This is a genomic window from Bradyrhizobium sp. A11 (assembly GCF_042077125.1).
Classification (GTDB): Bacteria; Pseudomonadota; Alphaproteobacteria; order Rhizobiales; family Xanthobacteraceae; genus Bradyrhizobium; species Bradyrhizobium japonicum_B.
This window is the reverse complement of the sequence record NZ_CP149509.1, coordinates 2,545,479-2,568,482: the sequence shown is the minus strand read 5'-3', so window position 1 is coordinate 2,568,482 and position 23,004 is coordinate 2,545,479. Positions and strand designations below refer to the sequence as shown.

General features: G+C 65.1%; 22 protein-coding genes and 1 tRNA gene. 8 read left to right on the top strand and 15 right to left on the bottom strand.

Translation table 11 applies throughout. The features are described from left to right. Nucleotides 1–16: 16 nt before the first annotated feature. The 4 genes from WI560_RS11810 (at nucleotide 17) to WI560_RS11795 (ending at nucleotide 2,483) form a co-directional block, all read left to right on the top strand. On the top strand, nucleotides 17–763 hold the full coding sequence (locus WI560_RS11810; protein ID WP_375308136.1) for an SDR family NAD(P)-dependent oxidoreductase: 747 nt from the start codon (nucleotides 17–19) through the stop codon (nucleotides 761–763). A gap of 7 nt (nucleotides 764–770) precedes the next feature. Beyond that, on the top strand, nucleotides 771–1,163 hold the full coding sequence (locus WI560_RS11805) for a GFA family protein (RefSeq protein WP_375308135.1): 393 nt from the start codon (nucleotides 771–773) through the stop codon (nucleotides 1,161–1,163). A gap of 154 nt (nucleotides 1,164–1,317) precedes the next feature. After that, nucleotides 1,318–1,998, top strand: a complete 681-nt coding sequence (locus WI560_RS11800; protein WP_375308134.1) for a site-2 protease family protein — start codon at nucleotides 1,318–1,320, stop codon at nucleotides 1,996–1,998. Between the two features lie 62 nt (nucleotides 1,999–2,060). Beyond that, on the top strand, nucleotides 2,061–2,483 hold the full coding sequence (locus WI560_RS11795) for a hypothetical protein (RefSeq protein ID WP_028135755.1): 423 nt from the start codon (nucleotides 2,061–2,063) through the stop codon (nucleotides 2,481–2,483). On the opposite strand, the gene WI560_RS11790 is transcribed toward WI560_RS11795, so the two are convergent. The 6 genes from WI560_RS11790 to WI560_RS11765 all read right to left on the bottom strand — a co-directional run bounded on the left by WI560_RS11790 (nucleotide 2,471) and on the right by WI560_RS11765 (nucleotide 8,257). After that, on the bottom strand, nucleotides 2,471–3,283 hold the full coding sequence (locus WI560_RS11790) for an energy transducer TonB (RefSeq protein ID WP_375308133.1): 813 nt from the start codon (nucleotides 3,281–3,283) through the stop codon (nucleotides 2,471–2,473). The two genes, WI560_RS11795 and WI560_RS11790, sit on opposite strands and share 13 nt — an antisense overlap. Before the next feature lie 11 nt (nucleotides 3,284–3,294). Next, a complete protein-coding gene (exbD, locus tag WI560_RS11785) occupies nucleotides 3,295–3,750 on the bottom strand; it encodes a TonB system transport protein ExbD (RefSeq protein WP_375308132.1) in 456 nt (151 codons plus the stop codon). 3 nt (nucleotides 3,751–3,753) lie between these two features. Further along, nucleotides 3,754–4,704: a tonB-system energizer ExbB gene (gene exbB, locus WI560_RS11780; RefSeq protein ID WP_375308131.1), complete on the bottom strand. Its 951-nt coding sequence runs from the start codon at nucleotides 4,702–4,704 to the stop codon at nucleotides 3,754–3,756. Continuing rightward, nucleotides 4,701–5,390: a Fe2+-dependent dioxygenase gene (locus WI560_RS11775; protein WP_375308130.1), complete on the bottom strand. Its 690-nt coding sequence runs from the start codon at nucleotides 5,388–5,390 to the stop codon at nucleotides 4,701–4,703. The genes exbB and WI560_RS11775 overlap by 4 nt, the downstream gene beginning before the upstream one ends. 2 nt (nucleotides 5,391–5,392) lie before the next feature. Continuing rightward, the gene (locus WI560_RS11770) at nucleotides 5,393–7,795 is read right to left on the bottom strand and encodes a TonB-dependent receptor (protein WP_375308822.1); all 2,403 of its coding nucleotides are present in this window, start codon (nucleotides 7,793–7,795) and stop codon (nucleotides 5,393–5,395) included. A gap of 222 nt (nucleotides 7,796–8,017) precedes the next feature. Beyond that, nucleotides 8,018–8,257 carry a hypothetical protein gene (locus WI560_RS11765; protein ID WP_028135749.1) on the bottom strand — a complete coding sequence of 80 codons (240 nt, stop codon included), beginning with the start codon at nucleotides 8,255–8,257 and terminating at the stop codon, nucleotides 8,018–8,020. 384 nt (nucleotides 8,258–8,641) lie between these two features. Between WI560_RS11765 and WI560_RS11760 the strand changes: the two genes are divergently transcribed. The 3 genes from WI560_RS11760 (at nucleotide 8,642) to WI560_RS11750 (ending at nucleotide 13,585) form a co-directional block, all read left to right on the top strand. Next, the gene (locus WI560_RS11760; RefSeq protein WP_375308129.1) at nucleotides 8,642–9,811 is read left to right on the top strand and encodes an efflux RND transporter periplasmic adaptor subunit; all 1,170 of its coding nucleotides are present in this window, start codon (nucleotides 8,642–8,644) and stop codon (nucleotides 9,809–9,811) included. Further along, nucleotides 9,808–12,954: a multidrug efflux RND transporter permease subunit gene (locus WI560_RS11755; protein ID WP_257177822.1), complete on the top strand. Its 3,147-nt coding sequence runs from the start codon at nucleotides 9,808–9,810 to the stop codon at nucleotides 12,952–12,954. The genes WI560_RS11760 and WI560_RS11755 overlap by 4 nt, the downstream gene beginning before the upstream one ends. Nucleotides 12,955–13,018: 64 nt before the next feature. Beyond that, entirely contained in the window at nucleotides 13,019–13,585 is a 567-nt protein-coding gene (locus WI560_RS11750; protein WP_375308128.1) for an invasion associated locus B family protein, read from the top strand. An 11-nt stretch (nucleotides 13,586–13,596) separates the two neighbouring features. Here WI560_RS11750 and WI560_RS11745 read toward each other — a convergent pair whose 3' ends face one another. The 8 genes from WI560_RS11745 to WI560_RS11710 all read right to left on the bottom strand — a co-directional run bounded on the left by WI560_RS11745 (nucleotide 13,597) and on the right by WI560_RS11710 (nucleotide 21,051). Next, the gene (locus WI560_RS11745; protein WP_375308127.1) at nucleotides 13,597–13,959 is read right to left on the bottom strand and encodes a DUF1428 domain-containing protein; all 363 of its coding nucleotides are present in this window, start codon (nucleotides 13,957–13,959) and stop codon (nucleotides 13,597–13,599) included. A gap of 172 nt (nucleotides 13,960–14,131) precedes the next feature. Next, nucleotides 14,132–14,205: transfer RNA gene (locus WI560_RS11740), tRNA-Gln, on the bottom strand. A 144-nt stretch (nucleotides 14,206–14,349) separates the two neighbouring features. After that, complete coding sequence (locus WI560_RS11735; protein WP_375308126.1) at nucleotides 14,350–15,321, bottom strand: Bug family tripartite tricarboxylate transporter substrate binding protein; 972 nt, start codon at nucleotides 15,319–15,321, stop codon at nucleotides 14,350–14,352. Between the two features lie 57 nt (nucleotides 15,322–15,378). Beyond that, the gene (locus tag WI560_RS11730) at nucleotides 15,379–16,509 is read right to left on the bottom strand and encodes an iron-containing alcohol dehydrogenase (protein ID WP_375308125.1); all 1,131 of its coding nucleotides are present in this window, start codon (nucleotides 16,507–16,509) and stop codon (nucleotides 15,379–15,381) included. A 13-nt stretch (nucleotides 16,510–16,522) separates the two neighbouring features. After that, entirely contained in the window at nucleotides 16,523–17,560 is a 1,038-nt protein-coding gene (gene pdxA / locus WI560_RS11725) for a 4-hydroxythreonine-4-phosphate dehydrogenase PdxA (RefSeq protein WP_375308124.1), read from the bottom strand. Then, nucleotides 17,557–18,663, bottom strand: a complete 1,107-nt coding sequence (locus WI560_RS11720) for a four-carbon acid sugar kinase family protein (RefSeq protein WP_375308123.1) — start codon at nucleotides 18,661–18,663, stop codon at nucleotides 17,557–17,559. The genes pdxA and WI560_RS11720 overlap by 4 nt, the downstream gene beginning before the upstream one ends. Next, nucleotides 18,660–20,102 carry an FAD-binding oxidoreductase gene (locus WI560_RS11715; RefSeq protein ID WP_375308122.1) on the bottom strand — a complete coding sequence of 481 codons (1,443 nt, stop codon included), beginning with the start codon at nucleotides 20,100–20,102 and terminating at the stop codon, nucleotides 18,660–18,662. The genes WI560_RS11720 and WI560_RS11715 overlap by 4 nt, the downstream gene beginning before the upstream one ends. Nucleotides 20,103–20,130: 28 nt before the next feature. Beyond that, on the bottom strand, nucleotides 20,131–21,051 hold the full coding sequence (locus WI560_RS11710) for a dihydrodipicolinate synthase family protein (protein ID WP_375308121.1): 921 nt from the start codon (nucleotides 21,049–21,051) through the stop codon (nucleotides 20,131–20,133). A gap of 124 nt (nucleotides 21,052–21,175) precedes the next feature. Between WI560_RS11710 and WI560_RS11705 the strand changes: the two genes are divergently transcribed. Further along, nucleotides 21,176–22,009, top strand: a complete 834-nt coding sequence (locus WI560_RS11705) for an IclR family transcriptional regulator (RefSeq protein ID WP_375308120.1) — start codon at nucleotides 21,176–21,178, stop codon at nucleotides 22,007–22,009. 17 nt (nucleotides 22,010–22,026) lie between these two features. On the opposite strand, the gene rnz is transcribed toward WI560_RS11705, so the two are convergent. Beyond that, nucleotides 22,027–22,932 (bottom strand): ribonuclease Z, encoded by a 906-nt coding sequence (rnz, locus tag WI560_RS11700; protein ID WP_375308119.1) that lies wholly within the window; start codon nucleotides 22,930–22,932, stop codon nucleotides 22,027–22,029. Nucleotides 22,933–23,004: the final 72 nt, after the last annotated feature.

Genomic DNA, 23,004 nt, shown 5'->3' with positions numbered 1-23,004 from the left:
GCCAGAGGCCTGCGGCATGAACAAGATCGATCTCAACGGGCGCGTTGCCGTCGTCACCGGCGGCGCGCAGGGTTTTGGCCGCGCCATCACCGAGCGTTTCGTCGCCTCCGGCGCCAAGGTCGCGGTCTGGGATTTCGATGCGGCGCTGGCTGAGAAGACCGCAAAGGAGATCGGCGACAACGCCCGCGTGTTCAAGGTCGACGTCTCCGACACCGCGGCCGTCGAGCAGGCCCGTGATGCGACGCTCAAGGCCTTCGGCAACATCGACATCCTCGTCAACAATGCCGGCATCGCCGGAATCAACAAGCCGGTCTGGGAGACCGACCTCGAGGAATGGCGCAAGGTTCTGCGCATCAACCTCGACGGCCCCTTCATCGTCTCCAAGGCGATCGTGCCTGAAATGCTCAAGCGGAAATACGGGCGGATCGTCAACATCGCCTCGATCGCCGGCAAGGAAGGCAATCCGAATGCGGCGCATTATTCGGCCTCCAAGGCCGGACTGATCGCGCTGACGAAATCGCTCGGCAAGGAGCTCGCGGCGCACGACATCCTCGTCAACGCGGTGACCCCGGCGGCAGCCAAGACCGCGATCTTCGACCAGATGACGCAGCAGCATATCGACTTCATGCTGTCGAAGATCCCCAAGGGGCGCTTCGTGCTGGTCGAAGAGCTCGCCGCGATGGTGGCCTGGCTCGCGTCCGAGGATTGCGCCTTCTCGACCGGTGCGGTGTTCGACATCTCGGGCGGGCGCGCGACCTATTGAGGACATCATGATCCGGGAAGGTGGATGCCTGTGCGGCGCGGTGCGGTTCAAGGCGGAGGGCGAGCCGCTCAACATCCGCGTCTGTCATTGTCGCATCTGCCAGAAGGCGATGGGCTCGCCCTATTTCGCCCGCGCCCAGTTCGACCAGCGGGCGCTGAGCGTCGAGGGCGACACAGGGCGCTATGCATCGTCCGAGAATATCGACCGCGTGTTCTGCAAGCGCTGCGGCACGCGCCTGTTCGCCTGGCGCCGCAACGGCACGCTGGCTGGCGTGGCACTCGCCACCTTCGACGATCGTAATGCTTTCGCCCCGACCGAGCACATCTGGGTGTCGGAAAAGCTCGCTTGGGTGAAGCTCGACGATGGCCTGGTGCAATATCCGGGGACGATCCCGGCGTGAATTTGCGCGACTGCACGACGCCAGGCCGAAGCAATCCATCTGCACCGTGGCATTCCGGAACCGGCCATCCTATGTTGAGCCTAAGAGTTGCTGCACCGCCGGTTTGGTTAGGACGGCTGCAAGGCCGCCACTAGCGAACCGAAATGGATGAGCTGTGAACATTTCTTTCTATGACCTGTCGGTGTGGGTGATCCCGCTGGTGCTCGCCATCACCTTCCATGAGGCCGCGCACGCCTTCGTCGCCAACCGGCTCGGCGACAACACCGCCGCGCAGCTCGGCCGCGTCAGCTTCAATCCTCTCAAGCATATCGACCCGTTTGGCACCGTCATCCTGCCGGCGATGCTGTTGTTCGCGCATTCGCCGTTCCTGTTCGGCTACGCCAAGCCGGTGCCGGTGAACTTCCGCAAGCTGAACAATCCCAGGCTCGACATGGTGTGGGTGGCTCTGGCCGGACCCGCCACCAACATCCTGCTGGCGCTCGCCACCGCCCTCGCCTTCCATGCCCTGCCGCTGGTGCCCGCGGGCGCGGCAAAATGGGTTGCCGACAACCTCAAGAACGCCCTCATCATCAACGCGATCCTGGCGGTCTTCAACATGATGCCGATCCCGCCGCTGGATGGCGGGCGCGTCGCGGTCGGGCTGTTGCCCCGCCCGCTCGCCTTGCCCCTCGCCCGTCTCGAGCCGTTCGGTATGCTGATCCTGATCGGGCTGTTGATTTTGCTGCCCCTTGCAGGTTCGCAGTTCGGTCTAAATCTTGATGTTATTTCAGCAATACTGCGGACGTTGACCGGTTATGTGATTCAGGCTGTTCTCTTCCTGACCGGCAACGCGTAGTTGAAGAGCGACACCGAACACAGGCCGAAGGGCCAGAGGCCGACTTGGTCAAAGCTGCCGATATGCTGATCGCGCGACGCGCCGACACCCGCGCCCGCGCCGATTTCGCCACCTGGAAGATGATGGCCAAGCTCAACGGGGCGTCCGCTTTGCCCCCGGAGGCCCAGGAATTCCTGGCGAGCTACCAGAACCTGCTGGCGCAGATGAGCGAGGGCGAGGCCACCGAGGCCACCATCGGCGCGATCTACAAGGCCTATTATGCCGAGATGGGCGGCGCGGGAACTGCGCCCGACGTCCGCCCTCGCGCGGCCGAGCCGGCGGCGGACAATGTTACCGCCTTCCGCCGCCCCCCACCCGCGCCGAAGAGGTCCGCTTCCTTCGGGGCGGCGGCATTCGCCGGTCCCCAGAAACGACCGCTTCCGGTGGCGTTGATCTTCGCGTGCCTGGTCGTGGTCTATGTCGGGATCCGGCTCTACTGGCGCTGAGCGGTCTTCTTCTTTTTCGCGTCCGGCGGCGTGAAGATGATATCGACGGTCCGCTCGAACCGGTCCTCGGTCAGGCCGGCAGGCGGCTGCGGGATGGGATCGGACTTGCGGACGATCGAGACCGCGGCCGCATCGTAGGCGGCGTCCCCGGACGATTCCACGACATCCACCGACAGCACGTTGCCCTTCCGGTTGATCGCGAAGCTCACCTTGACCTTCTGATTGTTGGGATGTTTGCCTTCCGGATTGATCTTGTGCAGCGACAGATGCGCGCTGATCTTGCGGTTCCAGTCGGCGGTCAGCTTCAGGACGTCCTTGCCGATGCCGATGACGGGCGCCAGCGCCTTCTCGGCCTCGCGCGCATCCTCCTCGAGCGTCTGCCGTGCCGTGGCAACCGATTTGGGCGAGGCTTCGGCGGCCGGCGTTTCGACCGCCTGAATCTTCGGATCGTCTTCCGTCGGCTTCTTCGCGTTGTTCTCGGTCACGACGCGGTCGGGATCCTCGACCTCCTGCGGCTGATCCTTCGGAAGCTCCGTCTCCTGGGTCTCGGCCTTTTGCTCGGGAAGCGCCTGCTGCTCTTGCATCGCTTCGCTGTCCGGCCCGGGCGGCAGATCGGTCTCGGGCGCCTTGGGCGATGCCATCTCCACGGCGAACTCGGCGCCGTTCGCACCCAGGCCATCGCCGTCGTCGTCGTCGCGCAGATGCGCCAGCGCGAGCGCAGCGCCGCCCAGATGCAGCGCCAGCGCCGCCACTGCGGCCAGTATCCAGAGCTTGCGGGATGGTCTGAGCTCGTCCGACATGGCGGGCCTTCTCAAGGCTGAGCGGCGCCGGCCGCAGGCGCTCCCGGAGCGCCTTCCAGCGCCACCAGCTTCACCCGCGTATAGCCGCCTGAGCGCAACAGCTCCATGACCCCCATCAACTCCCCGTACGGTACCGACTTGTCGGCACGCAGGAACACGTACTTATCCTTGCTCATATCCGACAGGCCGTCGAGCGTCCCGACCAACTCGGCCCGGTGCACCGCGTTTTCTCCGATTGCAAGGGTCAGATCGGGCTTGATGCTGAGATAGGTCGGCTTGTCCGGCTTCTTCTGCGGCGTCGCGCTCGACGTCGGCAAGTCGATCGGCAAATCGACCGTGGAGAGCGGGGCTGCGACCATGAAGATGATCAGCAGCACCAGGATGACGTCGATGAACGGCGTGACGTTGATGTCGTGCGTTTCCGAGAAGTCGTCGTCTTCATCGTTGTCTGCGAGCGAAACGGCCATGGTTCACTCCGCTGCGCGCGAATGCACGCTGCCGTGGCTGCGATCGAGATCGCGCGAGAGCAGCCGTCCTGCCGCCCCCGAGGCACGGTTGACGAGCTCGAGATAGCCCTTCGTCACGCGCGAGAAGTGGTTGTAGATGATGACGGCGGGGATCGCCGCGACAAGGCCGATCGCGGTGGCGAGCAGCGCCTCGGCGATGCCGGGCGCGACGACGGCGAGGTTCGTGGTCTGCGACTTCGAGATGCCGATGAAGCTGTTCATGATGCCCCAGACCGTGCCGAACAGGCCGACGAAGGGCGACGTGGAGCCGATGGTCGCGAGCACGCCCATGCCGATCCGGATACGGCGCGCCTCGGCGCGCACGATCTCGGAAAAGCTGGAGGCCGCACGCTCCTTGATGCCGGCATCGCTGGACAGACCAGCCGACATCCGCGCCTCGCGCAGGGCAGCCGCCAGGAAGGACGACAGCACGCCCTGCTTGGGGCCGAGCGCCATCTGCGCTTCGGCCAGGGAGCGCGTCTCGGCGATCTTCTTCAGGGCCGAGCGAAGCCTGGTGGAGGCGACCGACAGCTCGATCGACTTGGCGATGAAAACGGTCCAGGTCATCAGCGATGCGAAGGCGAGCCCGATCATCACCGCCTTCACGATGACGTCGGCCGACATGAACATGACCCAGGGCGACAGCTCTTTCATCGCCGGCGCCACAGCGGAGGTCTCGGACTTTGCGGGCGCCGGCGCGGCGGCCACGGGCGGGGCTGCCGGTGCGGTCGCCGTCGAAGCCGCAGGTGCCGAGGGTGCAGCCGCCGGGGACGGGCTGGCCATGGGCGGCTGAGATGCCTGCTGCGCTGCGGCCGAGGGCGGGGACTGTGTCTGGGCGGAAACAGGGGTCGCGAGCCAGGCGGCCATCAGCATGACGGCTGCGGCAAGGCTTGCTTGGAAGGTCATTGTCTTCATACTTCGGCCCAGTAGCGAATGAGGTTGTGATAGATACCCGTCAATTTGACCGTTTCGGGATCGTCACGCCCGAGCCGTTCCACCAGCGCCTGAATCGCGGTGTCGAGGTCAAAGATCATGCTCCGAGCTTGATCGTCCCGTATCATGCTCTGAAGCCAGAAGAAAGACGCAACCCGCGTTCCCCGCGTCACGGGGGTGACGAGATGGAGGCTGGTCGAGGGATAGAGCACACAATCGCCGGCCGGCAATTTGACTTCGTGCGAGCCGTAGGTGTCCTCGATCACAAGTTCGCCACCATCGTACTCTTCCGGCTCAGCGAGGAACAGCGTCACCGACAGGTCTGTGCGAATGCGCAGGCCGGTCAGACGGTCGCCGCGGATCGCGTTGTCGACATGCAGGCCGAAATGATGGCCGCTGCTCGCCGCATAGCGGTTGAACAGCGGCGGGAAGATCTGGAGCGGAACAGCCGCCGCAATGAAGCGCGGATTGGACGTCAGCGCCGAGATGATGCGATTGCCGAGCTTGCGCGCGACCTCGCCGTCCGGCGGCAATTGCTCGTTGCGCTTGACCATGGCCGACTGCGCGCCCGCGGTAGAACGCCCGTCCTCCCATTCGCTGGCGTCCATGATGCGGCGGAAATCCGCCACATCATCCTTGCCGAGAACGCCTGGCAGGCACGTCAACATGATCAGAACTTCGCTGTGGTCACGACATAGAACGCCCTTCCCGGCGCCACCGCCACGAAAGGAACTGCGCTGCGATAGAACGAGTCGTAATAGAGCTTGTTGGTCAGGTTCTGCGCGTAGAACTTCATGGTCCAGTTCTTGTCGATCTTCTTCTCGACGAACGCATCGAAGCGCCAATAGCTCGGCAGCTCGTTGGTGTTGGCCGCGAACGTGCCGCCATAGACCTTGGAACGGTACACCGCCTGGCCGCCAAGCTCCCAGCCGTCGTCGAACTTGTACTTGGTCAGCATGCTGAACGATTGATGGGCAATGTTTGCCAGTTGCAGCCCGAGATTCGAAGCAACGCCGCTCTGCGTGACCTTGGACTGCATCAGCACCAGGCCGCCGAAGATGCTCCAGCGATCGGTGATCTTGCCCTCGGCTTCGATGTCGATGCCCTGGATCCTGTAGGCAGCGCCCGAGGTCAGCAGACCGTTGACGGTCTCGCGCGCGTTGTCCTTGGTGGTCTGGAACAGCGCACCGGTGACCAGCAGGTGGCGATCGGCAAGCTCCCATTTGGTGCCGAGCTCGATCGCCTTGTTGCGCTCGGGCCCGAGCAAGATGGTCGAGTTGGCAGGAACGCCGCCGTACTCGGTGCCGGTCGCGTCGAGCTCCGAGCCGAACGGATTGGCCGAGGTCGCGTAGGCGCCATAGATGCTGCCGATCGACATCGGCTTGTAGACCAAGCCGACGTTGTAGTTCACCAGATCGGAGCTCTGCTTCACATATTGCGGACCGTTGTTCGACGCGCTCTGGCTGTAGCCGTCGTAGCGCACGCCGCCGTTGACGATGACCGTGTCCTGCCAGTTCGCGGTGTCCATGACATACACGCTGGTCGTGTTGACGCCATAGCGCGTCGGATTTCCCATCAGCGACGGTATGCCGAAGGGAATGTAAGTGTATTGCGGGGCGTAGAGATTGACCCCCGTCACCGCGCCATTGCTGGTAAACGCGGAACCGGACAGTTCGGAGGCGAGGCCGGCATAGCGATCGATCGAGATGTTCTCGTTCGAGTATTCGACGCCGAACACCGCGGTGTGCTTGACCCCGCCGGTGTCGAGCTTGAACGTGGCCTCATTCTGGTTGGCCCAGACGTCGACGTTCTGGTAGCGACTCTGCGCGCTCGCCGTCGTGGTCCAGAGCAGCGGATTGGGACTGGTGGTGTTCGGATTCTGCGGCAGCGTGCCGATATAGTTGAGCAGCGAGTGCTCGCCGCGCACCTTGCTGGTCAGCGTAATGGCCTCGTTGACCTTGTACTCGACGATGCCGGTGCCGAAATCCTGCCGCGCGGTCTGGAAATCGCGGTTGAGGAAGCCGTACCAGTTTTGACGCGGAATGCCGGCCGAGGTCACCGGCACGTTGCCCTGCCTGTAGTAAGGCACGCCGAAATCCGGATAACCGCTGAGGTCGGTGTGGACGTAGTTCGTCGTGATCTTGATGTCGTCGGTCGGCGTGTACTTGGTCGAGATGAAGCTGCCCCAGCGATTGTCGGTCACGTGGTCGCGGCCGGCGACGTTGGCGTCCTGGAACAGACCGCCGGCACGAACCGAGAAGGTCGGATCGATGACCTGGTTGACGTCGAGCGTGACGCGCTTGGTCATGTCGGTGCCGAATTCGGAGTCTACGCGCTGGAAGTTGCGATTGCCGGCCTGCTTGGTGACGATGTTGATGGCGCCACCGGCAGTGCCGCGGCCGGCGTAGGACGATGCCGGCCCGCGCAGGATCTCGATCTGCTCAGTGAAGAAGTTCTCGCGAATGGACACGGCGGGATCGCGGATGCCGTCGATGAAGACGTCGTTGCGCGCGTCGAAGCCGCGGATGAAGAAGCGGTCCCCGAACGCGTTGCCGCCCTCACCCGAGCCCAGCGTCACGCCCGCGGTCGAGCGGCCGATCTCCTTCAGGGTCGTGGCGTTCTTGTCCTCCAGCACTTCCTTGCTGAGCACGGTGATGGATTTCGGCGTATTCAGCATCTTCTCGGGAAACTTGCCCGAGGCCTGGACGTGGTCGACCTTGTAGGGCGCGGCCGGATCGGCATAGGGATTGCCGTCGGGAGCGCCAGACGGCCTCGTCGGCGCCGTCTGTTGCGCCGCCTGCTCGCGTTGCGCGGCGCGGCGAATCGCGTTGCGGGCGCGGACCTGCTCCGGCGAGGGCTTCGATGCCGTCGGACGCGGCCGCTCGATCGGTGCGTCGACCGTCACCGGCGGCAGGTTCGACTGCTGCGCCTGCGCGCCGCTCGACACCGATGCCGCTGCGATCAAGCTCGCAACCGCTGAAACCTTCTTACCGGAAACGCCCGCGAATTTCTCATCCACCAGATCGAATGCTGCGACCGAACGCAACGACCTCGGTGCGACTACCTGCCCCATTACCAAACGCCCCATCTTCCTGTTCGCTCATTCTCTTCGGCGAACAACGAGTGTTGGTATCGGCCGCAAAATAGCGGGTCAATGCGAGCACCTCGCAAGAACCCTTGAATCGATCCAGATCAAAACAATTCTAAACTACAGTTTGAAACCGTTCTAAATTGCGATTGGACTCGTTCTCAGAAGCGCGCCGCTCGCCGCGCAATCGCAGCCTCCCTCACAGCATCAATCGCTGCTTGGCGGCTTCATCAGCGAAAACAATTCGTCGACGGTTTTCTGCGCGACGGCGCGCACCCGATCGGTGCTGTCCATGCCCGCGATGTTGATACCGTTCACCACCGCTTTGATCTCGTCGCGGAAGTCGGTGAGGAAGCGCAAGGGATCGCGCTGCTCGTTGGCCACCCGCGCGATCAATCCCGTGATCAGAATCTGACACGCGATCAGCTTGCCGTTCAATTCATCCATGCTGCGCTCCATTGGTGGCGGCGCCGATATGAATGATGCCGAAATTGCTGACAACCGAAACGGCGTCCGCGCGATTTAGAACCGTTCTCGTCGGTCGCGCGAGCGGGGGTCGGCTGCGCCGTCGGCTCGAGCACACCGTCTGCGGGTGTCGTCCAAGAAGTATCGTCTAAGACTTGCCGCCGATCGACCCGCCCGAGAAAATGCAGCACTGCACAGTGCCGCGCCAGCGCACTGCCCACACGGTGCAAAGCTTTCCAATTGTTTAGGATTATCAACGGATAGTGCTGTTTACACTGGAACTTGGCGTGTATTATACAACGCGCTGGAACCCTGCGATTGCCCTATTATTCTAAGCTGAGGGCATACGAGCCGACACGAGACGACATGAAAAAGTCCCGGCCGATCCTCTGGCTTCTGATCATCGCGGCCGTGGCCTCCGCGGGTTACTATGGTTGGCAGAAATTCGGACCTGGGGCCGGAAAAACCCAGACCGCCCAGAAGGGTCCACCGCGACCGCCCCCCGTCCCCGTCAGCGTTGCGCCGGTCCAGAAGATCGACTTCCCGGTCTACCTGACCGGCCTCGGCACGGTTCAGGGTTTCAACACCGTCCAAGTCCGCAGCCGGGTGGATGGTCAGATCGACAAACTCACCTTCAGGGAAGGCCAGATCGTCCAGCAGGGCGAGCTTCTGGTCTCGATCGATCCCCGTCCCTATCAGGCCGCGCTCGACCAGGCCAAGGCCAAGAAGGCGCAGGATGAGGCGAGCCTCGCCAACGCCAATCTCGAGCTTCAGCGCGCCATGAAGCTCGGCGAATTCGCGACCGCGCAGCGGGTCGACACCCAGCGCTCGACCGTCGCCCAGCTCACCGCCCAGATCGCCGCCGACGAAGCCGCGATCGCCAACGCCCAGACCCAGCTCGACTACACCCAGGTCAAGGCGCCGATCACCGGTGTCGCCGGCCTGCGCCAGGTTGACGTCGGCAACATCGTCAACGCCTCGACGCAGACGGGCATCGTCACGATCTCGCAGGTCGAGCCGATCTCCGTGATCTTCACCGCGCCGGAAGACCAGCTTCCCTACATCAGCGAAGGCCAGAAGAGCGGCGCGCTCAAGGTGATCGCTTTCACCACTGACGGCAAGAAGACGCTGGCCGAGGGCAAGCTCGCAGTCATCAACAACCAGGTCGACACCAGCAGCGGGACGATCCGGCTCAAGGCCGTGTTCGAGAACAAGGACCACGCGCTTTGGCCGGGCCAATCGGTCTCGACGCGGCTTCTGGTGCGGACGCTGAAGGACGCGACCGTAGTTCCGGACGACGCGGTCCAGCACTCCACCAACGGCCTCTACGCCTACACCGTCAATCAGGACAACAGGGCCGAGCTGCACAAGGTCAAGGTCAGCTATGCCATCGACGGACGTTCGGTGATCGAAGAAGGCTTGAGCCCGGGGCAGCAGGTGATCACTGGCGGCCAGTTCAAGGTGCAGCCCGGAAGCCTGGTCTCGACGGCGGTGGCGAGCTCGAACCCGGCCCAGAACAAGGTGCGACAGGAATGACCGAGGGCGGGATTTCGGCACCTTTCATCCGTTATCCCATCGGCACCTCGCTGCTGATGGCCGGCATCCTCTTTGTCGGTCTCGTCGCCTATCCCCTGCTTCCGGTCGCACCGCTGCCTCAGGTCGACTTCCCGACCATCCAGATCACCGCCAATTTGCCGGGCGGCAGCCCCGAGACGATGGCCTCGTCCGTGGCCCAGCCGCTGGAGCGCCAGTTCGCCCAGATCCCCGGCATCGCCCAGATGACCTCGACGAGCTATCTCGGCACCGCGTCGATCACCATCCAGTTCGACCTCAACCGCAGCATTGATGGCGCCGCCAACGACGTGCAGGGCGCCATCAACGCCGCCAGCGGCCAGTTGCCGAAGAACCTGCCCTCGCCGCCGACCTACCGCAAGGTCAACCCGGCCGACGCGCCGATCCTGTTGCTGTCGGCGACATCGGATACGCTGCCTCTGACCAGCGTCAGCGACGCGGTCGATGCCCAGCTCGCCCAGCAGATCAGTCAGCTGTCGGGCGTGGCGCAGGTCTTCATCGGCGGCCAGCAGAAGCCCTCCATCCGCATCCAGGTCGACCCCGCCAAGCTGGTTGCCAAGGGCCTGTCGATGGAGGACGTCCGCAGCCAGATCGCGATCACCACCGTCGACAGTCCCAAGGGCAATATCGACGGCGAGAAGCGCGCCTACACGATCTACGCCAACGACCAGCTCACGCAGGCGAAGGACTGGAACGACGTCATCATCGCCTATCGCAACGGCGGTCCCTTGCGAATCCGCGACGTCGGCCGGGCGGTCAGTGCCGCCGAAGACGCCAAGCAGGCGGCCTGGGCCAACGGCAAGCGCGGCGTGTTCCTGGTGATCTTCAAGCAGCCCGGGGCCAACGTCATCGAGACCGTCGACCGGATCAAGGCGACCTTGCCCCGCTTGGTGGCGGCGATCCCGCCCGCGATCAAGATCGAGCTCATCAGCGACCGTACCACGACCATCCGCGCGGCGGTCGAGGACGTCCAGTTCACGCTGCTGCTGACCATCGCCCTCGTGGTCATGGTGATCTTCATCTTCCTGCGCAGCTTCTGGGCAACGGTCATTCCTACCGTCACGGTTCCACTGGCGCTGCTGGGCGCGTGCGCTTTGATGTGGCCGGTCGGCTATTCGCTCGACAATCTGTCGCTGATGGCGCTCACCATCGCGGTCGGTTTCGTGGTCGACGACGCCATCGTGATGCTCGAGAACATCACCCGCTACATCGAGGAAGGCGACTCGCCGATGGAGGCCGCCTTCAAGGGCTCCAAGGAGATCGGCTTCACCATCGTCTCGATCAGCATCTCGCTGGTGGCGGTGCTGATCCCGCTGCTGTTGATGGGCGGCATCATCGGCCGCCTGTTCCGCGAATTCGCCGTCGTGCTGGCGATGACCATTTTCGTCTCGATGTTCGTGTCGCTGACCCTGACGCCGATGATGGCCTCGCGCTTCCTGCGTGCCCATGGCGAGGTGCAGCACGGCCGCTTCTATCAATGGAGCGAGCGCGCCTTCGACGCGATGCTGCGCGGCTACGAATACGTCCTCGATCACGCCCTCGCCTGGCGGCGCACCACGCTTGCGATTTTCTTCGCCACGCTCGGACTGTCGATCTACCTATTCGTCCTGATCCCGAAGGGCTTCTTCCCGCAGCAGGACGTCGGCCTGATCACCGCCACCTCGGAAGCCTCGCAGGACATTTCGTTCAAGGAGATGACCCGGCGCCAGGAGCAGCTCGGCAAGATCATCCTGGCCGATCCCGACGTTGCCAGCGTTGCCATGTCGATCGGCGGCAGCGGCCGTGCCGGCAACAACGGCAATATCTTCATCACGCTGAAGCCCCGCGACCAGCGCGAGGCCTCGGCGCAGCAGATCATCGCGCGACTACGTCCCCAGTTCGACAAGGTCGAGGGCGCCCGCCTCTACATGCAGGCAGCCCAGGACGTACGGCTCGGCGGCCGGCCGACGCGTACGCAGTTCGAATTCACGCTGCAGGACGCCAATCTGGAAGAGCTCAACGAATGGGCGCCCAAGATCCTCGCCAAGATGCAGACGCTGCCGGAGCTGCGCGACGTCGCGACCGACCAGCAGACGCAGGGCACCACCGTCCAACTCAAGATCAACCGCGATACCGCCTCACGTTACGGCATCCAGCCGCAGCTGATCGACGACACGCTGTATGACGCCTTCGGACAGCGGCAAGTCACGCAATATTTCACCCAGCTCAACACCTACAAGGTGATCCTGGAAATCCTGCCGGAGATGCAGGGCAATCTCGACAGCCTCAACAAGCTTTACCTCAAATCGCCGCTGACCGGCGACCAGGTGCCGCTGTCGACGTTCGCGACCTGGACCACCGATCCGGTCCGTCCGCTCTCGATCAGCCATCAGGGCCAGTTCCCGTCAATCACCATCAGCTTCAACCTCGCGCAAGGCGTCGCGCTCGGCCAGGCGACCGAGGCGGTGCAGAAGGCGATGGCCGATCTCGGCGCGCCGCCGACGCTCAATTCGAGCTTCCAGGGCACCGCGCAGGCGTTCCAGCAGTCGCTCGGCACCGTGCCGCTCTTGATCCTCGCCGCGCTCGTCGTGGTCTACCTGGTCCTCGGCATCCTCTACGAGAGCTACATCCATCCGATCACGATTCTGTCGACGCTGCCCTCGGCCGGTGTCGGCGCGCTCGCGATCCTGATGGCGGCCGGCTTCGACTTCAGCCTGATCGCGCTGATCGGCATCATCCTGCTGATCGGCATCGTGAAGAAGAACGGCATCATGATGGTCGATTTCGCGATCGCAGCCGAACGCGACGAGCACAAGACGCCGGAGGAATCGATCCGCCAGGCCGCGCTGCTGCGCTTCCGCCCCATCATGATGACGACGATGGCCGCGCTGCTCGGCGGCGTGCCTCTGATGCTCGGCCACGGCACCGGCGCCGAGATCCGCCAGCCGCTCGGCTACGCCATGGTCGGCGGCCTGATCGTCAGCCAGGCGCTGACGCTGTTCACCACGCCCGTGGTCTATCTCTATCTCGACAAGCTCAACAACTGGTTCTCGACCTGGGGCCGTTCGGGCGACGACGAAGGCGACGAGGCACCCGCACCGGGCACTGTGAAGGAAGCCGCCGAGTAAGCTTGCGCCGCGGCCGCCACGACGCTACAGCGAGACCCTCGGTTAACGCCAACGTGGTTTCGCCATGCCCATGCAATCCAGACTTGCCGCTCTCGCCGCCGCTATCCTGTTGTCGACGGCCGCCGCGCAGGCCCAGCAGAGCGCGAAGAAGAACGCAGCGCCTGCCCCGGCCGCGCAGCCCTCGCCCGCGCCGACGCAAGCACAGGCTGACGGTGCTCCCGGGCAGCCCGGCTGGATCGTCCGTTGCACCAGCGCCAGCCGCGAGGCCCCGCTCGAATGCGCGATGGAGCAGAACGCGGTGCTGACCAAGACCGGCCAGACCGTCGTCCTGATCAACATCCGCATCGCGCCCGACACCCGCACGCCGATCGCGCTGCTGCAATTGCCGCTCGGCCTCAACCTTCCCGTCGGCGCCAAGCTCCAGGTCGATGAAGGCAAGACCTTCGACCTGCAGATCCAGACCTGCGAGAACCGCGGCTGCTACGCCTCGACCCCGATGGCGGCGGACCTGCTCGCCGCTTTGAGGTCGGGCAAGCAGTTGAAGGTCTCGTTCCAGAACATGGCCAAGGAAACGATCACGATTCCGATGCCGCTCGGCGATTTCGCGGCGGCCTACGACAAGATCAAGTAGCTCGCCGCTCGTCAGCCGATCACGTCGCTCGCCCGCAGCAGCGTGGTGAAGCCGCCATAGATCATGCGCTTGCCGTCGAACGGCATGCCCTCCATCTTCAGCCTCGGGTCCGCCATCACCTTCTTGTTGATGGCATCCCGGCTCTCCCGGTCCCGGTAGACGATCCAGGCGAACACCACGATCTCGTCCTCCTTCGCGATCACAGCGCGTGGAAATGAGGTGAGCTCGCCATAGGGAACGTCGTCACCGATGCATTCGACATAGTCCAGCGCGCCGTGCTCCATCCAGATCGCGCAGGCGGTCGTCGCCATCGCCTTGTAGGCCTCGATGTTGGCCTTCGGCACGGCCAGAACGAAACCATCGACATAGGGCATCACGGATCTCCTTGGGTTGCCTAGCCCAAGGACGATGGAGCGCGCCGCGATCCGACGTCGAGTTGCGATTTCAGGATGAGACAAACCGTCGCGAGCGGCGGCGCGGTCAATGGCGCGAACGTCCCTGCCGACGGCGCACACGGGAGCTGGACTCAAAAAAAGTGCCCGGAACTGGCTGGGGAACCTGGATTCGAACCAAGACAAACAGAGTCAGAGTCTGTTGTGCTACCGTTACACCATTCCCCAACGGAATAGTCAAACAAATTCAATGACTTGCTGATTTGCTCGACTCTCGCCGGCAGCGCGTTTGGCGCAAATCACGGCTCAGGCGTGGCAGGGTTCTACCCGCTCGTCCCCGGGCTGGCAAGCGCTGCGGTGGATGGATCACGCCTACTCCAGCTTGATGTTCGCGGCCTCGATCACCTTCTTCCAGCGCGCCGTCTCGGCGGCGATGTAGGCCGCGAAGGGCTCGGAATCCACGGCGACCGCGGTGGCGCCGAGCTCGGCCAATTTCTGCACCGTCTCCGGCTGCTGCATGAAGGCGCGGATCTCTGCGGAGAGCTTCTCGACGATCGGCTTCGGCGTCCCGGCAGGAACGAAGAAGCCGTGCCAGGCCACCGCCTCGAAGCCGGGCAGGAATTCGGCAACCGCCGGGGCCTGCGGGTCGAAGTCGGCGCGCTTGGGTGTTGCGGTCGCGAGCAGCGCGAGCTGGCCGGTCTTCACCTGCGGCAGCAGCAGCGGCACGTTGTCGAAGGCGAGGTCGATCTGTCCGCTCAGCAGGTCCGTCAGCATCTGGCTCGAGCCCTTGTAGGGCACGTGCACCATCTTGGTGCCGGTCATCTGCTGGAACAGCTCGCCGGCCAGATGCTGCGAGGTGCCGACACCGGCCGAGCCGAACGAGATCTTGTCCGGATTCGTCTTCAGGTAGGCGATCAACTCCGGCACGGTGCGCGCCTTGATCTTGTTGGGATTGACGACGAGCACGTTGGGCACGACGCTGATCTGCGCGACCGGCACCAGATCCCTGTCCGGCTGGTAGCTGAGCTTGGGCCCATAGAGCGACGGGTTGATCGCAAGCGCGGACGTGCTGGCGACGCCGAGCGTGATGCCGTCCGGCGCCGATTTCGCCAGCCGCGTCACCCCGAGGATCGAACCGGCGCCGCCGACATTCTCGACCACGAAGGGCTTGCCGAGCTTGGCCTGCAAATGGTTGGAGACCATGCGCGCGAAGATGTCCGCCGTGCCGCCGGCGGCGAAGGGGACGATGACCATCACCTGCTTGGACGGATAAGCCTCCTGCGCCTTCGCCGGCGACATCGCCAGCATCATTGCCGACACAAGACCAAACCACATCGATCTCATCGAAGTTTCCTCTGTTTTCATTGAGTTGTTGATTGACTGCCGCAAGCGGCAGCTGGGCTAGAACGCGGCCTCGTACATGGTCAGGATCGCATCCCGGCCGAGGTCGCGCGGATTGTTGTCGAGCAGGCGGCGAATGGCGTGCGCCTCGTCGGCCATCACGCCGAGATCGTTGCTGGGCACGCCGAGCGCGGAGAGCCGCATCTCGATGCCGAGGTCCTTGCAGAAGGCGTAGGTGGCGTCGAATGCGAGCTGCGGATCGGTCCGTTCCGGCAAGCCGAGCGCACCCAGCACCGCGACCGTCTTCGCCTCCACGGCCGGCATGTTGAAGGCCAGCGTGTGCGGAAAGATCAGTGCGCAGGCCAGTCCGTGCGCTACATGGTGACGCGTGCCGAGCGGATAGGCCACCGCATGGCCGGCGGTCGTGTTGACCGGTCCCAGGCAATAGCCGCCATAGAGCGAGGCCAGCGCGAGGCCGGCACGCGCCTCGCGGTCGTCGCCGTCGGCCACCGCGCGCTTGAGATAACGTCCGACCAAGCGGGCGCCTTCGAGCGCGTAGAGATCGATCGCCGGATGCGCCTTGCGGCTGGTATAGGCCTCGACGCAATGCGCTAGCGCATCGACCCCGGTCGCCGCAGTGACCTCCTTCGGTAGGGTCATCGTCAGGTCCGGATCGACGATGGCGATGTCGGCCAGCATGAAGCGGCTCTGCACCGCCTGCTTGTTCTGGCTGACCGGATCGGTGACGAGCGCGCGGGTGCCGGCCTCGCTGCCGGTGCCGGACGTCGTCGGAATCTGCATCAGCGCGACGCTGCGGCCCGCCACCTTTTCCGGCCCGACGATGTCGGCAAAGGGCACGTCCCCCCTGCACATCACCGCGACCAGCTTGGCGAGATCCATCGCGCTGCCGCCGCCAAAACCCACGACGAGATCGGGCTTGACGTCCTTTGCCATCGCCACCGCCCTCTCGAGATTGGGCAGGTCCGGCTCGGGCTTGACCTCGCCGAACACCTTGACGGCGCCCGGCAGCGCCAGCAGGTCGACGCGCCGCGCGTTGAACGGATCCGAGATCACCAGCGGCCGCCTGGCGCCGATCCGCTCGGCAAAGCGCGCCGCGCCGACGATCGTGCCGTTGCCGAACTCGAGGATGGTGGGACGCTGGATTTCGATGGGCGTGAAGGCGTTGGTCATCGTGCGTTCGATCTCATGATTTGGATGCGGAGGCGCCGGCAGCCAGCCGTTCGGCATAGTCGATGGCCTCGATCAGGCTGTGCTCGTTGGCGATGCCCTTGCCGGCGATGTCGAAGGCGGTGCCGTGATCGACCGAGGTGCGGATGATCGGCAGGCCGAGCGTGATGTTGACGCCCGAGAGCTCCTGCCAGCGGCCGGTCGCGGGATCGACCTGGAAGCCGAGCAGCTTGACCGGAATGTGCCCCTGGTCGTGATACATCGCGACCGCTGCATCGTATTGGCCAGCGCGCAGCTTGACGAAGATGGTGTCGCCGGGCACGGGCCCGACGACATCGAGGCCATCCGCAACTGCTTTGGCGATCGTCGGCGCGGACACGTCGATATCCTGCCGGCCGAACAGGCCGCCCTCGCCGGCATGCGGATTGAGCGCGGCGATGGCGATCTTTGGCTTGGCGATGCCGAGCCGCAGCAAGGCATCGTTGGTGAGGTCGATCACCATGCGCAGCCGCTCCGGCGTCAGACGCTTCGGCACGTCCTCCAGGGCCACGTGGGTCGAGACGTGGCTGACACGCATGTTGCCGTGGGCGAGCAGCATCACCGAGCCGCGCACGCCGGTGAGATGCGCCAGCATCTCGGTATGGCCGGGGAAATGATAGCCGGCCTTGTTGAGCGCTTCCTTGTTGAGCGGCGCGGTGACGATCGCCGCGGTCCGGCCGGCCTGCGTCAGGCGCACGCCCTGCTCGATCGCCTTGTAGGCGAAGCGGCCACCATCGGCGCTGAGCACGCCGGGCTTGATCGGATCGCCCTCGGCGTCGGCTTGCAGGTAGCAGAGGTTGGGCCAGTCGCGGTCCTCCGCGGAGACCTGGGGGATCGCGATGTCGGTGCCGAGCGCAGCCTTCGCGCCATCGAGCGCCGCGCCGCTGCCGATGACCAGCAGGCGCAGATCGCCGCTCGCGATCCGGTCCTTGAGCCCCACGCAGGCCTTGACGATGATCTCCGGCCCGATCCCGGCCGGATCGCCCATGGTGATGGCAAGATGACGAGAGGTCATGTCGGACTCTCCATTCTGAGCAGATGATTGTCCCGGAGCAGGTCGCGCCACAGCGCGCTCGGGCCGAATGCGCCTGATTTCGAGACGACGTCGACACCGGCCCAGCGGCCGCCCTGCAGGATCGAGCGCGGCAACCCCGGCACGATACGTCCTGTCACCTGGAGCGCATGCGCGCCGAGGGCAACGCAGGCGGCCTTCAGGGTTTCTCCACCGGCCACGATCAGCGTGCCCGGCGGTTCGAGGGGCGCGATCAGCCCGCTCATCTCGCGCGCGATCCGCCGCGCCGCCTCGACGCGCGACAGACCGTCGGCCAGGGAGAATTTGACGAGCGCCACGCCCTCGTCAGCCAGCTTGCGTCGAACGCCCGCACCGCCCTCGCCCTCGGCCAGCGCGATCGCGGCTTCGCCACATGCCGCGAGTTGCGATGCGGTGGCCGCCTGGTCGGAGCCGAACAGGCCCAGCACCGGCAGCTTCAATTGGCTCGGTGCATCGGCACGATGGCTGCCGGCCAGCGCACCGGCGAGGCCGCCGCTGCCACACCACAGCACGGGCCCCGGCATGCGCCGCGCCATCTCGACGACGCGATCGAGGTCGAGATCGCTCTCGGCATCGAACACCTGAACGCCGCCTTGCGAGAGCGTGTCGGGCGTACCCTGTCGGGCCGCGATGCCCTCTTGCCTCAATTGATCCAGCAGATTGTCGCCGACCTTATGCCAATCGCCATGCACGGTTCGGGCGAATTGCTGGCCGCCGACGGTGCGGCGCCCCTGGTAGTCGAACGCGGGCGCGACCACGCACGAGGCCCAATGGCCATTGCGCAGACAGGCGCCCAGCTCGGCCGCCCAAGCGCCCCGCAGGAGGCTGTCGATTTTCTTGTAAGCGATCGTCCCGCCCTGAAGGTATGGCACCAGTCGCCCGACGATCTCGACGCTCTCGGCCTTCGAGCGCTCGCGGGTGCCGCTATCGATGGCGACGCCGCCGGAGTCCCGCGGCGCAAACGCTTCCAACCAGACGACGTCGAACGGTCCGCCCAGCCCGACGAACTCCGCCGCGGTGTCGAGCGCACCGGTGAGATCGTCGGCCAGCAGGCGGATGCTCGTCATCGTGCCGCTCCCGCGCTGAAGATCTTGCCGGGGTTCATCAGGCCATTCGGATCGAACAGCCGCTTGATATCGCGCATCAGCTCGATGTCGAGCGGGTCGGTGACGCGGGCGAGCCGGCCGCGATTGGTGATGCCGATGCCGTGCTCGGCACTGATCGCCCCGCCCTGCGCCGCGGTCTCGTCGTCGACGATCTCGTTGATCTCGGCGACCAGAGCGGCCGTCGCGGCCGGGTCCTGGCAACGGGCGCGATCGATCAGTGCGATGACGTGGATGTTGCCGTCGCCGATATGGCCGTGCATTACCACCTTCGCATGGGGAACGGCGGCCTTGATCCGGGCCTCGACGTTGGCGACGAAGGCCGCCTGCCGCTCCAGCGGCACCACGCTGTCATGCGACACGACATAGCCGCTGCGCTTGTTGCCTTCGGACACGCTGTGCCTGACCGCCCAGATCGCCTTGGCCTGCGCGAGGCTGGACGCAAGGATCACGTCTTCGGCGAGCTTCGCCTCCATCGCCTCCGCCAGCACCGTGGCAAGCGGCTCGTCGAGGTCGACGTCGGGAAGCGTGTCGGTCAGCTCGACGATCAGATACCACGGCGTCGTCAGCTCGAAGGGGATCGCGACATGCGGCACCGTCGCTGCGATCGCCTCTATCTGCGACCGCGACATGATTTCGAGGCTGCCGAGCCGGTCGCCGACCGTGCCGCGCAAGCGCTGCATGATTTCGAGCGCCTGCTCCACCCCTTGCAATTTCAGCAGCGCCAGCGCCGAGCTGCGCGGCGGCGCGAACAGCTTCAGCACGGCCGCGGTGACGATGCCGAGCGTCCCCTCTGCCCCGATGAAGAGCTGCTTGAGCGCGTAGCCGGTATTGTCCTTGCGCAATGCGCGCAGGCCGTCGAAGACGCGACCGTCAGGCAGCACGACCTCCAGCCCGAGCACGAGATCGCGCGTCGGACCGTAGCGGAGCACGGCCGTGCCGCCGGCATTGGTCGAGATGTTGCCGCCGATCTGGCAGGAGCCTTCGGCGCCCAGGCTCAAGGGGAAATACCGATCGACGGCTCGGGCTGCATTCTGCACCTCAAACAGGATGCAGCCGGCCTCCACCGTGATCGTGTTGGCGAGCGGACTGACGTTGCGCACCGCACGCATCCGGTCGAGCCGGATCACGACATTGCCCGGGCGATCGTCGGGCGTCGCGGCGCCGCACATGCCGGTGTTGCCGCCCTGCGGCACGATCGCGAACTGGCGTGCCGCGCAGAACTTGACGATCGCGGCGACCTCCGCGGTCGAGCCAGGCTTCACCACCGCGGTGGCGCGGCCGTGATAGCGCCCGCGCCAGTCCACCACGTAGGGCTCCTGGTCGGACCCGGGCGCGATGACTTGCTTGTCGCCGACGATCGCAGCAAGCCCGGTCACCACATCCTGCAAAGAGTCGGACATCGGATCGCCTCGCCTCTCGGGCCTGGCCTTAAGCGGCGGCTGCGAATGCAGCAGCCGTTGCGAGCAATTCCTTCGCCTGAGCCGACGGCAAGGATTCCAGCGGTGGCCGCAGACGCTGCCATCCGGCATGGCCGGTGCGCTCGGCCACCAGCGTCTTCAGCGACGCCATCTGCGGGAAGCGCGAGACCAGCTCGCGCGCTTTCACGATGCGCGCCTGCGCCGCCTGGAGCGCGGCGTCGTCGTCGCTGTCGCGAAAATGCTTGTAGACATAGGCCAGATCGCGCGCGACCAGATTGGAGGTCGCTGTGATGCAGCCCGCGCCGCCCTTGCGCAGCAGTGGCAGCAGCAAGGGATCGGCTCCGACCAGGACCGAAAAGCCCGGAAAGCGATCGACCATCGCGGTCATGTTGGCGAAGTCGCCGGAGGAATCCTTGATCCCCACGAACGTCGCCGGATAAGCCGCACGCAGCCGCTCAATCAGCGCATGCGAGATCGGCTGCGCCGACATCTGCGGGATGTGATAGAGCACGACCTTGAGCCTGTCATCGCCGATGCGCTGCACGATCTCGCTATAGGAGGCGTAGATGCCGTCGTCGCTGACGCCCTTGTAGTAGAACGGCGGCAGCATCACGACGGTATCGACGCCGACCGAGAGCGCGTGCCGCGTCAGGGCGATGGTCTCGCTGAGTGCGGCAACACCGGTGCCCGGCAGAAGCCGTTGCGAAGCGATGCCGGCCGCCACCACCGCCTCGAGCAGAGCCGTGCGTTCGGCGACGGAGAAGGAGTTCGCCTCCCCTGTCGTGCCCAGCAGCGCGATGCCGTCGCAGCCTTCATCCAGAAGATGGCGGCAATGCGCGACGAAGCGCGCGTGATCGGGGGCGAGCTCGGCATCGAGCGGCGTCAGCGCGGCGGAAAACACGCCACGGGGGTGCAGCGATGGTGTCGACAAGCTTCCTCCGATCGTCAAATCAGCATTGTTCGGAATGCGAACATTTGTTATTAGCGTGACCTGTCGTAAAATCAGCCGGCCGCCACGTCAAGGGCGATGGCTGCCATTGGCAAGGTATTCGAGCATGGCCAAGGCCGAGAAGAAGGCCACCAAGCGCAAATCGGACGCGCTCCCGAAAAATTCAAAGAACTACGTCGCTTCCGTCGGGAAGGCCTTTGCCGTGCTCCGCAGCTTCAGCAGCGAGCATTTCGAGCTGACCCTGAGCGAGATTGCCGCAACTGCCGGTCTCGATCGCGGGACCGCGTTTCGCCTGATCCAGACCCTGGTCGAGCTCGGTTATCTCCAGGCCGTTCCGCAGAGCCGGCGGTTCCGCCTCGGGATTGCCTGTCTCGACCTCGGCTACACCGTGCTGTCGCGCGGATCGTTGCGGCCGATGGCCGAGCCGCTGCTGCGCGAGCTCGTGCCTGATGTCGGCGATGCGGCCTCGCTCGGCATCCTCGACGGCGGCGACGTCGTCTATCTCGCGCGCGTCGGTGCGGGCCTTGACCGCCACAAGATGGACCGCCGGCCAGGTACGCGCATTCCCGCCTACAGCGCCGCGCTCGGCCACGTCATGCTGGCGCATCTGTCGCGCGAGGAGCAGATCGCGCGGCTGGAATCGCGCCCGCGCGTCAAACTGTCGGAGCGGACCCTGACTGATCTCGATGCCCTGCTCGCCCGGCTCGACCAGGTGAAGAAGAAAGGCCACGCCGTCTCCGACGGCGAGAACGCCTATGGCTTGCGCACGCTGGCAACGCCGATCTTCGACGCGCAGGGACTGGTCGTCGGAGGATTGAGCGTCACCGTCGATGCGATGCGCATGGAGATGGTAGCCTTCCGCGACCAGGCGCTGCCGAGGCTGATGCAGGTGACGGCCCACGTGCAGGATCTCGCGATCAAGTCGGGATTGACGAGCTGAGCGCCGGCCAGCGCGCCTTAGATCACGATGTGATCGAAATCGGCGGCGATCCGGGTGTTCGGAAAGATCCGCGCCGCCTCGGCCAGGATCTCGTCGTCCTCGTATCGTCCGGACAGATGGGTCAGCACGAGTTGGCGGACGTTGCCGGCGGCGGCAAGAGCGGCCGCTTCCGCCGCGGTCAGATGGCCGTAATCCCGCGCAGTTGCGGCGTCGCGCGCGAGGAAGGTCGCCTCGATCACCAGCAGGTCGGCGCCGGCGACGTATTGCGACAATCCTTCGGTGGTTTCGGTGTCGCCGATCACCACGAGTTTCTTGCCGCCGCTCGGCGGCCCCAGAACATCTTCCGGATCGACCCTGCGATCACCCTCGATCACGACCGCTCGACCTGCGGCCAACTCGCCGCGCAAGGGACCGTCGGGAACGCCCAGTGCCGCGAGCCGATCCGGCTGAAGATGGCGGCGCGAGGGGCTCTGGAAGGTAAATCCAAAACTGTCGGTGTCGCGGTGACGAACCGGAAAGCAGCCGATGGTGAAATCGCCGGCGTCGACGACCTCTCCTTCGCACAGCGCCGCGAACTCGACCGCGATCGGCGCCCTGCCCGCACCCCATAACCCGGCGAGCATTCGGATGACGATGTCGAGCGTGCCCGGCCCGCCATATATGGTCATCACCTCAGCGCTCTGCCGCAGCCCCAGCGTCGAAAACAGACCGGGGATGCCGAGCACGTGATCGAGATGAGCATGCGTCAACAGCACGCGGTCGATCCGCCGAAAGCCCGAGCCGCTCCTAAACAGCTGGCGCTGCGTGCCCTCGCCGCAATCGACCAGGACACGCTTGCCCGCGGCCTCGACGAGGAGCGCCGGATGATTGCGTTCGGCGGAGGGAACGCTTGCCGAGGTGCCGAGGAATGTCAGCGCAAACATCGTCGTCCGTGTGTCCAGCGCCCGTCCTCGCCGCGACGGCGCCGTCGCTGTCCGAGAAGCAGTCCGCGCTAT